We start from the raw sequence: 13,205 nt of genomic DNA on the forward strand, positions 1-13,205 counted from the left end.
GTCAAGGTAATTTGCTGCTGTGGTTCTGCCGGAAGCTTTCCGGCGTTTCGCCGTAGAAATCCCGGAAGCGCTGGCAGAAATAGGAGGTATTCCGAAAACCCACAGCCTCTGCAACAATATGTATTTTCATCTGTGTGCCGGACAGAAGCTGTGAGGCTTTTTTCAGCCGGTAATCATTAATAAATTTAATCAGGTTGCAGCCGTTTTCTTTTTTAAATATGGAACACAGGTAATTGGGGCTGAGATAGAAATGGGACGCGATCTCATCCAGGGTCAGCGGCTGTGAATAATTCTGATAAATATACTGGCGTATTTTCTCTGTTTTCAGCACCGGGGTATTTTCCCCGGAAGGGGCTTTCTGTATGGAGGCGGACAGACTGCGTATCATGTCCATCAATTCCAGGATGTTGGAGGAACGGAATATCTGTTCCGCCAGGGCATTCAGATCCCAGTGCGTGCCGTTCCCTGCCTGGCTGAGTACCTTTACCATTTCCGTAAAGCAGTATTTTACATAGATCAGTGACTGGGTTTTATCGTCCTTCAGGGAGTCAAAAATTTCTTCCAGGTGGGAATGGAAGGAATCGTAGTCCTGCAGCTTCAGATCATCCGCCAGGATATCCATGGATATATGCCCCGCGGCGGAATAGGTATGTCCCGGATCATTTGGAAGAAGAATGTTGCGGTCCGGGAAAAAGAAGCGGGTTTCTATTTTCTTTTCCAGACGGGAATAAACCGCTGCAATATGGGTGTTATCCGGGATTTCATCAAAGGTAATATAGCATTTCTGGTCATATTCTTCCTGTGCGGCCAGACAGATGGACTGGGCCGTTGCCAGCAGCCAGTTGTCCTTCAGCGGCTTTTTGATAAACAAAAGGCTTCTGGAGGGATACAGGTTCAGATAGTCGAAGGGAATGGAAAGAAGGTCCTTCAGCTTTTCCGGAAACTCCTCATTTACAGAACTGAAGAATTCCTTATCACATTCAATCAGGAGCAGGCTGTAGTAGGGATCCAGGTACTCGGTGAGACTGTCGGGCGCGGCCGTATGGTTGATGGCCTGCCAGAGAATATGGCTTTTTATGATACGGGTCTGGCGCTTCTGGTGCTTTTCCTGTTCCCGTCTTGCGTCGATGGAACGGAGAACCTTCCGTATCGTAGCTTCAAAATCAGAGGGGATGATGGGTTTCATCAGATAGTTTTCCACACCGATGGTAATAGCTGTTTTCGCATATTCAAAATCAGTAAAGCCGCTGAAAATGACGATTTTCGTATCCGGCGAAAGCCGGCGTACCTCCCGGGAAAGCTCCAGGCCGTCCATAAAAGGCATTTTAATATCGGTAAAAAGAATATCAATGTGCATGCCCTTTTTCTTCAGAAGAGAAAGGGCTTCATTTCCGTTCACTGCAGTTACGGCATGAAGGGGGAATTCGTATTTTTCTATCAGGAATCTGATACAGTCAATATCAAGTACAGAATCATCCACGATCAGGATTTCGTACATAAGTGTATACTCCTCTCTTTGGCTCCCAGGTATTGGTATGATTCTATACCATTTTTAAGGAAGAAAACAGTGGCATGAACAAAGTGGGTAATTTTGTGGCATGTATGATAATATCCTTTTATTTACCTGAAAAAAGAGAGGAGATACAATAGAAAACAGAAAGAAAAGGAATTCTATCGGCGCCGGTGAAAGCCTTACTTTTATGATAAAAAAGGAGGATTGTCATGAAGAGGAAAAAGATATTATCCGTATTGCTCGCAATGGGATTGACACTGTCGGCTCTGACCGGCTGTGGGGGAGGAAATTCACAGGAAGCCGCAGCGCCGGCGGACAGGGAAGCGGCGGCCGAACAGCCGTCGGCTGAAGCGCAGGCCACAGATGCGGCAGCAGGAGAAGAGGTGGATCCCTACGGGCCTGTGGGCGGCGAGGTGACAACTATACATATAGGAAGGGCGGAATCCGCTAACGTGACCTATGCGGACGGGGAAGATTCCCACAACAATTATATTGTGAAATATCTGCAGGATAATCTGAATGTGGAATATATTTATGATTTCTCCGTGGATGACACACAGTATGAAACCAAGGTTGCCATGGCGATCGCATCCGGGGATATGCCGGACGTCATGAATGTAACCTATACACAGCTGGTACAGCTGGTGAATGCAGGGGCGGTGGAGGATATGACAGATGCCTTCTATACCTATCGTTCGGAGGGGCTGACGAAATGCTTTGATTCCACCAACGGTATTTCCGAGAATCTGGCTACCTTTGACGGGAAGCTGATGGCGATACCGGATATCCAGCCGGGTATGGACGCGGTTCCCCTGGTATACATACGGGGTGACTGGATGGAAGAACTGGGACTGGAAGAGCCTGAAACGATTGACGATATCGTGGCAATCGCAAAGGCCTTTATGGAAAAGAATCCCGGCGGCAATGTGAATACCGGGATCGTAGGCTCCAAAGATATCGTACAGTCCGGCGGAGGCGCCTGGCATATGAACGGGCTTTTTACCGCATTCAATGCGTACCCCAAGATGTGGATCACACAGGAGGACGGTTCGGTGGTATATGGTTCCACGACGGAAGAAACCAAAACCGCACTCACGGAAATCCGCAAGCTGGTGCAGGACGGCGTCATTGACCCTTCCTTCGCAGTCAGGGACGGCGACCAGTGTGTGGAGATGATCAATAACGGACAGGCCGGCATCTTCTTCGGCGCATGGTGGTCCAACCAGTGGCCTATTGTATCCATGCTGGAAGGGGCGGACGACTCCGTATACTGGAATTCCTATCTGGCTCCCGTATCGGCGGAAGGCAAGCTGAACGTTCCCATGAAGAGCCCTACCAGCACCTATGTGGTGGTGAAGAAGGGCTGCTCCGAAGAAATCAAAGAAGCTGTAGTAAAGACAATCAATTATCAGTACGATCTGGATCAGGGACAGGCGGACGGCGTACGCCCCAACGGCATGGACGATCCCTTCTCCTGGCACTATTTCCCCATCAATGTCCTTCATTGTGATTATGATGCCAAAGAGAAGCAGATCCAGTCGGTTATGGACTGCATCGACGGCAAGGTGGCCTATGAGGATCTGAGCGGAGACGGCAAGACCTGGTACAACGGCTATACCACAGTGATCAACGACGGCTTCCGGAAAGCGGCGGATACCAATATCACCACGGCAAACGGCTGGGGCTGGGCGAACGGCGCATGGACCGTCCAGAAAAATGCGGATCAGCTGAACCAGGTATATGCGGCCACCTACGCAGACAGCCCCTCTATGGAATCCCTTTGGGGGACACTGAAAACCCAGGAGGATGAATTCTTCCTCCAGGTATTGACCGGCGACGTTTCCGTGGATGCGTTTGACAGCTTTGTGGAACAGTGGAAAGCGTTGGGCGGTGATACCATCACCCAGGAAATCAACGATATGGTTAAGGCACAGTGAAGCACAGCCTGATAAAGGCAGATCCGGGCTTTTACCGGCCGGATGCGTTAGCGGTTCAGGCTGTCTGAACCGTTAACGGAATGGGAACCGGACGGCCATAGGTATTCTGCCGTCCGGTTTTACTGAATATAAGGGCAAAGAGAGGACATCTATGAAAAAGCCAATCAAACAGCAAAGAAAAGGGAGCGGCGGCCGTAAGGTTACCATCAAACAGACCTGGCAGTACCATCTGCTGATGCTTCCGGGTTTTCTGATCCTGTTCATCTATACTATCATACCATTTTTCGGAAATATCATGGCATTCCAGAATTTCCAGCCGATTACCGGCTTCCTGAAATCCAAATGGGTGGGGCTGGATAACTTCAGACGTATGCTTATCCTTCCCGATACCGGACGTATTTTCATGAACTCCTTTACTATAGCCGTGGGGAAACTGGTGCTCACCATGGTCCTGTCCATGGTCTTTGCCATATTGCTGAATGAGATAGGCGGCGTAAAGTTCAAAAAATCGGTTCAGACAATCTGCTTTCTGCCTCATTTTCTTTCCTGGGTTATTCTGGCGACTATTTTCAAAAATCTTCTTGATACCAACGGAGTGGTAAACCAGATGCTTATGAATGTGGGGATCCTGAAAGAGCCGCTTATGTTTCTTGGTTCCAACAAATTTTTCCAGGGCGTGATCATTGCGACGGATGTATGGAAGGAATTCGGTTATGGCGCGATCATTTTTATCGCGGCCCTGATGGGGATCAATCCGGAATTATATGAAGCCGCGGATGTGGACGGCGCGGGAAGGCTCGCCAAAATATGGCATATCACCCTGCCCGGCATCCGCGTGACCGTTGTGCTCGTAGCCACCCTGAATATCGCCAATATACTGAATGCAGGCTTTGACCAAATCTATAATATGTACAGTCCCATCGTATACCAGAGCGGAGATATCATTGACACTTATGTCTATCGGATGAGCTTTGTGAATGCCCAGTATTCCCTGGCGACAGCGATCGGCCTGCTGAAATCGGTTATCAGCTTTATCATGATCGTAACGGCCCACGGACTGGCTAAAAAATTTGCAAACTACCGGATTTTCTAGGGGTTGGAAGGAACGGACTTTCAGCCGCTATGCAACAGCTGTTCTCCGGCAGCGGAAAAGAGGATATATGAAAAAATATAAATCATGGAAAAACCAAGCATTCGATGCTGTGGTTCTGGTGCTGCTCCTATTGTTTGGCTTAAGCTGCCTGATACCGATCATGCATGTGGTGGCACTGTCCTTAAGCAGTAAAAATGCGGCTCTGGCGGGCAGAGTGTACCTATGGCCTGTGGAGCTGTCCTTTTCCCCTTATAAGGTGCTGCTCACAGATGCCAAATTCATGCAGGCGATGTGGATATCCATACAAAGAGTGGTGCTGGGCGGCGGGCTGAACCTGGTTCTTACGGTGATCACCGCCTTCGCCCTGTCCCAGGATGAGAAGGATTTTCCCGGACGTAAGGTCTATATGTGGTTTCTGATATTTGCCATGATGTTCGGGGCAAGCCTTGTGCCCTGGTACTTTATTATCAAGGCCACCGGCCTGATGGACTCCATATGGGCGCTGGTCATTCCCGGGGCGCTTCCGGTATACAATACCATCCTTCTGATGAATTTCTTCCGCAACCTGCCCAGGGAAATCAAGGAATCGGCGCTGCTGGACGGGATCGATCCGGTCCAGATGATGATGAAGATCTGTGTGCCCCTGGCGCTGCCCGCCATAGCCACGGTAACCGTGTTCTCCGTTGTGGGCCACTGGAATAACTTCTTTGACGGGCTGCTGCTCATGAATACGCCCAGCAATATGCCCCTGCAGAGCTATATCCAGACACTGACCAATTCGAATATCGATGTTTCCAGCTCCTCCCTGACGGCGGAAGAACTGGAGGTACTGACTTCATTGAAAACCTTCAATGCAGCCAAGGTTGTGGTGGCGTCACTGCCTATCGTCATTTTCTATCCCTTCATGCAGCGGTTTTTTGTGTCCGGTCTGACGCTGGGATCGGTGAAAGAATAACAGAGAGGAAAGAGGAACAAGTGAAAAAACTTTATTTACTGTTTCCAGAGGAACTGGGAACCATTGCACCGGAGATATACGGCCATTTCGCAGAACATATCGGAGGCGTCATTTATGATGGCATGTGGGTGGGAAAAGATTCCCCCGTGGAGAATACAAACGGCTTCCGCAAATACCTGATTGATAAATTCAAAGCGATACACCCTCCGGTACTCCGATGGCCGGGAGGCTGCTTTGCGGAAACCTATGACTGGCGGGACGGCATCGGAAGCAAAAGGCCGGTACGCCCCAACTGGTGGACGAACTGGGATGGAAGATATGAAACAAACGAAGTGGGGACCCACGAATTCATGGATTTTTGTGAACAGGTGGGAACACAGCCGTACTTTGCGGCGAATCTGACTTCTGTCTCTCCCCTCCATATCCGCAGCTGGATGGACTACTGCAATTCCCCGGAGGGGACAACCAGCCTCGCAGACGAACGCGCACAAAACGGCCATCCCGCCCCCTTCGATGTGAAATACTGGGGAATTGGCAATGAAAACTGGGGCGGGGGAGGCAACATGACTCCGCAGCATTATGCCCATGAATTCAGGAGGTTCTCCTCCCTGGCGGATAACATGCAGAACGAGAAGGTGCTGATCGCCTGCGGCCCCAACGGGGATGATTATGCCTGGACGAAAAATTTCCTGGAAACCATGGACAGCTCCGAAATGCATATGCACGGCCTGTCCTTGCACTATTACTGCGGATTTGCCGGGGATCCGGTGGACTTTACCCGGGATGAATGGTATCAGCAGATAAAACAGGCACTCCGTATGGAAGAGATACTGAAGAGACACTGGAGCATTGTGGAAGCCTATGGCATGCAGGAACATGCAAAGCTGGTGATAGATGAATGGGGCTGCTGGCATCCGGACGGTTCCGGCCCCAGCAGGGGATATAACCTGTTTGAACAGCAGAACACCATGAGGGATGCGGTTGTCGCGGCTCTGACGCTGAATATTTTCAATAACCATTGCGGGAAGATTCTCATGGCGAATGTGGCACAGCTTGTAAATAATCTGCACGCGCTGTTCCTGGCATCGGGAGAACATTGTATCGTAACCCCCACATACCATGTTTTCGATATGTACAAAGGGCACCAGGGGGCTGCAGCTATCCGTACGGCGGTGGAAAAGGAGCGGATTCCCTTTATCGGCAGGGAGGAAAAGGAAGAGGAAATTGAGAACCTGTCCGTATCGGCTTCCTATAAAGACGATTTGGTAACCATAACCATTGCCAATTTATCCGCACAGCAGGACGCTTCGCTCTGCCTGGCACCGGTTGGAAAACAACTGGAAGGGACAGCACAGATGCAGGTGCTTGCCGAGGAGGATTATCATGCCCATAACACCTTTGAAGAGCCGAACCGGGTGACGGTGCGCACACAGAGTGTGGATCTGAGCCGTGAGTTCGCAGTGCCAAAGGCCGGGGTCGTAACAATGGAAGCAAGAATTGTAAAGTAAAAGGAAAAAAGATCCTATCGTAAATCTAAAAAAATTTATAGATTACCAATAAAATTACAAGACAGATATCCCATAAGGCTTATCATGAAGGGAGAAGATCGAGATCGTAACCGTTCAGATAAGTCCGAACGTGTGCAGAAGATTTATTTTTTGAAATAAGAATAACAAAAAGGAGAAAAGGAAAATGACAACTGTACAGATTCAGCCGGGTATCTGCGGATTTACAACAAAAGTGGAGGCGGTATCCGAAGATCAGGAAGAAGTAAAAATAACAGTCCAATCAGGATGTGAAAGCGTCCGGAAAATGATGGAAGAACTGGGGGATATGTTTGACGCATTCGAGTTTTGCCTTGTGAAACCGGGACATGGCCCGCTGTTTGAATATGCGGGAGAACATTTCCCGATTCATGCAGCCTGTCCGGTGATTGCAGGAATTATTAAATGTGCGGAAGTGGAATGCAGGCTGGCCCTGCCTGCGGATGCACAGATAAAGTTTCTGTAAACACAAAAGGTGCGGACAAAACGCAGCAGAAAATGTCAGGAATGGTTTCCTGTAAGTACGTATAATGAATGATTACAGCAAACGATTCAAAGCGGACGGGATACGCGCAGTTCCCGGGAAGGAAGAGGAAACCATGCCTGATATCATAGTCAAAGGACTCACACAGAATAACCTGAAAAACATCTCATTTACTATCCCCAAGGGGAAAATCACCGTATTCGCCGGGGTATCCGGATCCGGGAAATCCAGTATTGTATTCGATACCCTCGCGGCGGAAGCACAGCGGCAGATGAATGCAACCTACCCGGCCTATGTGCAGGGAAGGCTGCCCAAGTTCAGAAAACCCCATGCGGAGCTGATCGATAATCTGACGGCTTCCGTCATTGTGGATCAGGCTCCTCTCGGAGGGAATGCCCGTTCCACGGTGGGTACGATCAGTGACCTGTATTCCGGCCTTCGCCTTTTGTTTTCCAGAATCGGGATACCCGGCGCCGGGACATCCTCCTGTTTTTCCTTTAATGACCCCTCCGGAATGTGTAAGACCTGCTCCGGCCTTGGGAAAATAGCCGAAATCGATATGGAAAGCCTCCTTGAACCGGAGAAATCATGGAACGAAGGCTGTGTCAGGGACTCTCTTTTCAAACCCGGAACATGGTACTGGAAGCAATATGCACAGTCCGGCCTGTTTGATCTTGACAAGCCGATCCGGGAATATTCCAAGGAGGAATACCATCTTCTTCTGTACGGTTCCCGGATTAGAGGCGGGGAAACGGAAAATCCGAAAGTGACGGGCCTGTATAACAAATATAAGGACACCTTTTTAAACCGGGATATCAGCGGAAAAAGCAGGCATACCCAGAAAAAGGCGCGGGAACTGATCACAGAAGCCGAATGTCCTGTCTGCCGCGGGAAACGTCTGAATGAAACCGCGCTCGCCTGTAAAATCAATGGATTTTCCATCGCGGATCTGTGTGATATGGAGCTTACCCGGCTGCGGGAGACCCTTTCCTGCATTTCCGATAAAAATGTGGATCTTGTAGTACAGAAACTGATGGACGGGCTGGACCGTATGATAGAAATCGGCCTGCCCTATCTGCACCTGGGCAGGGAATCCTCCTCCCTTTCCGGCGGGGAAGCGCAGCGGCTGAAACTGGTGCGGTATATGGGAAGCAACCTCACCGGTATGACTTATATTTTCGACGAACCAAGCATCGGGCTGCATCCCAGGGACGTTTACCGCATGAATCAGCTGTTGATCCGGCTGAGGGATAAGGGAAACACCGTTTTGGTGGTGGAGCATGACAAGGATGTAATATCCATTGCGGATCATGTAATTGAGGTCGGACCGCAGGCGGGAAGGCAGGGCGGAGAAATTGTTTTTTCAGGAAGCTATGAAGCGCTTGCCAGTGCGGATACCCTGACAGGACGGGCGCTGCGCGCATCCCTGCCGGTAAAACAGCATCCCCGGAGGATGACAGGGAGCCTGCCGGTACGCCAGGCCTCCCTCCATAACCTGAAAAATATAGATGTGGATATCCCGCTGGGCATTATGACTGTTGTGACAGGAGTGGCAGGTTCCGGGAAAAGCACGTTGATTACGAAGATATTTGCGAAGAAATACGCGGAAGAAACCGTTTTAATCGACCAGGGTCCGATAACCGCAACGAACCGTTCCACGCCCGCCTCTTATCTGGGTTTCTTTGATGAAATCAGAAGGCTTATGGCAGAAGAGAACGGAAAAGAAGAAGGGCTGTTCAGCTTCAATTCCGCCGGAGCCTGCCCGGCATGTGCCGGAAAAGGGGTAATAGTGACGGAACTGGCATTTATGGATCCTATCGTTACGGAGTGTGAAGCCTGCGGCGGAAGCCGGTACAGCAAAGAAGCGCTGGCGTGCACCTGCAAGGGAAAGAATATTGTGGAGATTTTGAACCTGACGGCCTCCGAAGCCATGACATTCTTCGACAATCCTAAAATCACACGGCAGATAAAACTCCTGGAACAGGCGGGTCTGTCCTATCTTACGCTGGGACAGCCGCTCAGTACCCTGTCGGGAGGGGAGCGGCAGAGACTGAAGCTGGCAAAGAACCTGGGGAAGAAAGGGAATATCATTGTGATGGATGAGCCTACCACAGGGCTGCATCCCTCTGATATCCAAAAACTTCTCAAGCTGTTTGATACCATCGTTTCCAAAGGAAATACCCTCCTTGTCATTGAACATAATCTGGATGTGATGAAGCAGGCCGACTGGATTATTGATGTCGGCCCCGATGGAGGCAAGAACGGAGGGGAAATTGTATTCACGGGAACACCGGTGGATATGATTCTGCATGCGGAAACGCTCACGGCGGAAAGCTTGCGGAAAATATGTTCCTGAAACGGCTGCTTCCTGTTATAATGGATTTGTGCTTGAAAGAAAAATAAAAAAGAGGGGGAACAAACAGCATGCTGCAGTCAGGGGATTCTAAAGAATATAAACGGTTATATGCACAGTTCATTAAAATGCCGGATGACAAATTAGCCCAAATCATCGAACCGGAAAATGGTTATACAGATATTGCTATGAAAGTGGCATCGGATATTTTACATTCCGACAGGACGGTATTAGACCAAAATACAGCAGAACAGGAAGCGGAAGAGAATACAGTAGAGCAACAGAAGGCGGCAGAAATGCAAAAGCCGGATAAAGAAGATATGTTCCTTGGTTTATGCAATGATATCCATACGATAAAAAATATCCTATTGTTTTTCCTTATCCTCACATTGGTAGGTATGCTGTATGGATTCTACACGGTTTTTGTGACAATTCCCAATCTGTTTTAACAGGCAATAGAAAACGGTGATATGGCGGTAACTGCAGGTTTCGGCCTGGGGACAAAACGGTTCGCGTTTTCTGCGGCGAACCGTTTTGCCTGCTGCCGGTGCGGAGGTATCCGGTTCCTGGTAAATCCATGCTGTTTACTGCCGGACCAGACGGGCCATTTCGGCAATGTCCGCGGAAGCCATTTCTACTTTGGATTTCTCAATTAAAATATTGCCGCCCGTCATAATATAAGAAGGCATTATCCGGATATTCCCATAGTAGATTTCACTGCTTCGGAGCTTATAGGTAGAAACGGCAGGGACGGCATTTTTCTTTGTCACTTTTTTGGCGATCATGTTGAATGCTTTTTTTGCAACATCTCCCATAAGCATAATCACTTTTAAATCCGGGAACAAGGCAAGTTCCTGTTCCAGATAGGGCAGACTGTTCTCAATACTGCTTTTTTCAACCGCATAACCGGATTTGGGCGTTTTCACTGCGTTTGTAATGTAGATGCCCATCTGCAGGATGTCCTGTATATCCGTTACCGGAAGCCCTGCTTTCTGAAAAAGAGGTATTGTTGTCGACAAATAGTCCGCATCGGCCTTTCCGTAAAAATCCTGGGAAGGATCGGCCGGAACGACCTCATTTATCATGACGGCCTTGATTTTCAACGGGTCGATGTCTAAATCATATAATTGAATTTCTTCCTTGCTACCCACTGCCTTTTCTAACTCTTTCCGAATATTCATTTGTATGCTCCTTTGTAATAATTTAATGATACTGTTTGTTTCTTAATTAACACTTCCTATTTCCATTAGCGGCAGATAATACCTTCTATAGTCAGCATTATAAACCATAAAACCTGACACGTTATGTCAGGTTTTACCAGGTAATAAAATTCCGTCTCTGCGGTTGCGAACCCGGTATTTTTTATCCGCACATCGCTTTTTTTATTTTCTCTTTTAATTCGGTAACGTTCAGCACATCAGTTATTTTATATTCTCTGGCGATTGCCTCCAGTTTTTCCGCCCGCCTGTCCATGTCACGGACGGAACAGTTTCTGCAGCAGCCTTCAAAAAACAGGTTACAATGAAAATAGCCATGCTTTTCTTCTCCGCAGCAAGTACTTCTGCTGCAATTTTCGGGAAAAGATAATATAAAATCCTTTGCAAATCCTCTTTCCCAGGAAATCACGGTAGCCTGCATCTCCGTCCATAAAGACTGTTTGTCTTTTTCAATATCGAACTCATATTGCAGAAGATGTCCCATTTCATGTGCCGTTATCGACATCAGAAGATGCTTTCCATAGCGGCTTGAGGCATTTTCTGGTACGATAATATGATTCACCGGATCGTATTCGGCAAAAAAGCCGTGTTTTCTTAACGCCAAATACACCTTTCCCTTTAATTCAGGGTAGTTCTCCAGTACCGGTTCCACATAATTTACGGCATATTGATACAACGCTTCCTTGCGTTCCGGCTTGCTTTTGTCACACAAATAGCCCCATCCCCGATCAAGCATTACCATAACAGCCACCTCTTCTCCTGCTGCCAGTATACCATTATAAAAATCCGTTGGCAATCCAGGGTCCGGGTATCTGTATTGTCTGCAATACAGGCCTGTGAGACGGTAAAAATTATAGATTTTACCTATTGATCAATCTGTTTGCGTGTGTTATATTACATATATAACAAATATAATTATAACCTTGTGTTGGTCAGGCGCTAAGGAAAAGGACGGAAGGTGATGACTATGGCAGCCAAAAAAGATTATTATGAAATCCTTGGGATAGATAAAAATGCAGACGACAATACCATTAAGAAAGCATACCGGAAGCTTGCGAAAAAATACCATCCGGATCAGAATGCAGGCAATGTGCGTGCAGAACGGCAGTTTAAAGAAGTGACGGAAGCATATTCCGTCCTGAGTGATCCGGAAAAGAAAAAGTTATATGACAGATTCGGCCATGCCGCCTTTGACGGATCCGCGCCGGATCCGGGCGCTTATACGAAGAACGGGCCGCAGGGCGGAGGATACCGGGAATATCATTTTGAACAGGGGAATATGGATGATATTTTCGGCGATATTTTTGGTGACATGTTCCGGCAATCGAAAGGAACATCCGGCGGCTTCTCCTATCATGGTTTCGGAGAGGACGGTTTTACCGGGAACGGCTTCGCCGGCCGGGAATATCGTAGGAAGGGGCAGGATTTACGTGCACAGGTGGAAGTCACCTTTGACGAAGCGGCCTTTGGCTGTGACAAAATCATCAGCCTTCAGAATGCGGACGGACAGATGCAGTCCCTGCAGGTTCATATACCGGCCGGCATTGAGGACGGAAAGAGCGTAAGGCTTCGGGGAAAAGGGATGCCGGGCCTTGGAGGCGGAGAGCCGGGAGATCTGCTTCTTAAGGTAAAGGCGGGCAGCAGGCCCGGCTTTGAGCGCAGGGGCATGGATCTGTATTCCACGATATCCATTCCTTTTACCACGGCTGTTTTGGGCGGAGAAGTTCCGGTACAGACACTTTCCGGGACGCTTATGTGTAAAATCCGGGAAGGAACCCAGTCGGGAAGCAAGATTCGGCTGAAAGGAAAAGGTATTGTATCCATGAAAAACCCCAACGTACATGGGGATCATTATGTAACCGTACAGATCCAGGTGCCTAAAAACCTGAGCCGGGAAGCAAAAGAAAAATTAAGAGAATTTGAAGAGGCGTGCGGGACAAACCGGCGCGGCGGGAAGAAGGGGAGCGCCGCATGACGGAATGCACAGTACTGAGTGAACAATAACTTTAAAATTTCTTTCCTATCTATTTTGTTACTAATGTCTGGTATGCCCATTCAAATTGTGCTATTATTATTTATAACGGCAATTATCCGGCTGGCAGGGGAAGC

The 13,205-nt window shown here is 48.6% G+C and carries 11 protein-coding genes; 8 read left to right on the forward strand and 3 right to left on the reverse strand.

What is annotated here, in order from left to right; genetic code table 11:
- Nucleotide 1: 1 nt before the first annotated feature.
- The gene (locus tag DXA36_RS09880; protein ID WP_118678654.1) at nucleotides 2-1,498 is read right to left on the reverse strand and encodes a response regulator transcription factor; all 1,497 of its coding nucleotides are present in this window, start codon (nucleotides 1,496-1,498) and stop codon (nucleotides 2-4) included.
- A gap of 224 nt (nucleotides 1,499-1,722) precedes the next feature.
- Between DXA36_RS09880 and DXA36_RS09885 the strand changes: the two genes are divergently transcribed.
- The 7 genes from DXA36_RS09885 (at nucleotide 1,723) to DXA36_RS09915 (ending at nucleotide 10,328) form a co-directional block, all read left to right on the forward strand.
- Entirely contained in the window at nucleotides 1,723-3,450 is a 1,728-nt protein-coding gene (locus tag DXA36_RS09885) for an extracellular solute-binding protein (protein ID WP_118678656.1), read from the forward strand.
- 151 nt (nucleotides 3,451-3,601) lie between these two features.
- A complete protein-coding gene (locus tag DXA36_RS09890) occupies nucleotides 3,602-4,543 on the forward strand; it encodes an ABC transporter permease (RefSeq protein ID WP_118678658.1) in 942 nt (313 codons plus the stop codon).
- A 67-nt stretch (nucleotides 4,544-4,610) separates the two neighbouring features.
- Nucleotides 4,611-5,498 carry a carbohydrate ABC transporter permease gene (locus DXA36_RS09895; RefSeq protein WP_118678660.1) on the forward strand — a complete coding sequence of 296 codons (888 nt, stop codon included), beginning with the start codon at nucleotides 4,611-4,613 and terminating at the stop codon, nucleotides 5,496-5,498.
- A 20-nt stretch (nucleotides 5,499-5,518) separates the two neighbouring features.
- Nucleotides 5,519-7,006: an alpha-N-arabinofuranosidase gene (locus DXA36_RS09900; protein ID WP_118678662.1), complete on the forward strand. Its 1,488-nt coding sequence runs from the start codon at nucleotides 5,519-5,521 to the stop codon at nucleotides 7,004-7,006.
- A 184-nt stretch (nucleotides 7,007-7,190) separates the two neighbouring features.
- Nucleotides 7,191-7,508 carry a DUF6951 family protein gene (locus tag DXA36_RS09905; RefSeq protein ID WP_118678664.1) on the forward strand — a complete coding sequence of 106 codons (318 nt, stop codon included), beginning with the start codon at nucleotides 7,191-7,193 and terminating at the stop codon, nucleotides 7,506-7,508.
- A 133-nt stretch (nucleotides 7,509-7,641) separates the two neighbouring features.
- Nucleotides 7,642-9,882 (forward strand): ATP-binding cassette domain-containing protein, encoded by a 2,241-nt coding sequence (locus tag DXA36_RS09910; protein WP_118678974.1) that lies wholly within the window; start codon nucleotides 7,642-7,644, stop codon nucleotides 9,880-9,882.
- Nucleotides 9,883-9,950: 68 nt separating this feature from the next.
- Nucleotides 9,951-10,328: a hypothetical protein gene (locus DXA36_RS09915; protein WP_118678666.1), complete on the forward strand. Its 378-nt coding sequence runs from the start codon at nucleotides 9,951-9,953 to the stop codon at nucleotides 10,326-10,328.
- Between the two features lie 135 nt (nucleotides 10,329-10,463).
- Here DXA36_RS09915 and DXA36_RS09920 read toward each other — a convergent pair whose 3' ends face one another.
- Both DXA36_RS09920 and DXA36_RS09925 read right to left on the reverse strand, forming a co-directional pair.
- A complete protein-coding gene (locus DXA36_RS09920) occupies nucleotides 10,464-11,060 on the reverse strand; it encodes a uracil-DNA glycosylase family protein (RefSeq protein WP_118678668.1) in 597 nt (198 codons plus the stop codon).
- 181 nt (nucleotides 11,061-11,241) lie between these two features.
- Nucleotides 11,242-11,838 carry a hypothetical protein gene (locus DXA36_RS09925; protein ID WP_118678670.1) on the reverse strand — a complete coding sequence of 199 codons (597 nt, stop codon included), beginning with the start codon at nucleotides 11,836-11,838 and terminating at the stop codon, nucleotides 11,242-11,244.
- A 225-nt stretch (nucleotides 11,839-12,063) separates the two neighbouring features.
- Between DXA36_RS09925 and DXA36_RS09930 the strand changes: the two genes are divergently transcribed.
- Nucleotides 12,064-13,071: a DnaJ C-terminal domain-containing protein gene (locus tag DXA36_RS09930; RefSeq protein ID WP_118678976.1), complete on the forward strand. Its 1,008-nt coding sequence runs from the start codon at nucleotides 12,064-12,066 to the stop codon at nucleotides 13,069-13,071.
- Nucleotides 13,072-13,205 lie beyond the last annotated feature (134 nt).

The organism is Eisenbergiella sp. OF01-20 (assembly GCF_003478085.1).
In the GTDB taxonomy this organism is placed as follows: domain Bacteria; phylum Bacillota; class Clostridia; order Lachnospirales; family Lachnospiraceae; genus Eisenbergiella.

What these genes read in the sequence shown, in the direction of transcription:
- DXA36_RS09880 (WP_118678654.1), bottom strand. Translation starts at nt 1,498, where the DNA reads ATGTACGAAATCCTGATCGTGGATGATTCTGTACTTGATATTGACTGT.
- DXA36_RS09885 (WP_118678656.1), top strand. Translation starts at nt 1,723, where the DNA reads ATGAAGAGGAAAAAGATATTATCCGTATTGCTCGCAATGGGATTGACA.
- DXA36_RS09890 (WP_118678658.1), top strand. Translation starts at nt 3,602, where the DNA reads ATGAAAAAGCCAATCAAACAGCAAAGAAAAGGGAGCGGCGGCCGTAAG.
- DXA36_RS09895 (WP_118678660.1), top strand. Translation starts at nt 4,611, where the DNA reads ATGAAAAAATATAAATCATGGAAAAACCAAGCATTCGATGCTGTGGTT.
- DXA36_RS09905 (WP_118678664.1), top strand. Translation starts at nt 7,191, where the DNA reads ATGACAACTGTACAGATTCAGCCGGGTATCTGCGGATTTACAACAAAA.
- DXA36_RS09910 (WP_118678974.1), top strand. Translation starts at nt 7,642, where the DNA reads ATGCCTGATATCATAGTCAAAGGACTCACACAGAATAACCTGAAAAAC.
- DXA36_RS09915 (WP_118678666.1), top strand. Translation starts at nt 9,951, where the DNA reads ATGCTGCAGTCAGGGGATTCTAAAGAATATAAACGGTTATATGCACAG.
- DXA36_RS09920 (WP_118678668.1), bottom strand. Translation starts at nt 11,060, where the DNA reads ATGAATATTCGGAAAGAGTTAGAAAAGGCAGTGGGTAGCAAGGAAGAA.
- DXA36_RS09925 (WP_118678670.1), bottom strand. Translation starts at nt 11,838, where the DNA reads ATGGTAATGCTTGATCGGGGATGGGGCTATTTGTGTGACAAAAGCAAG.
- DXA36_RS09930 (WP_118678976.1), top strand. Translation starts at nt 12,064, where the DNA reads ATGGCAGCCAAAAAAGATTATTATGAAATCCTTGGGATAGATAAAAAT.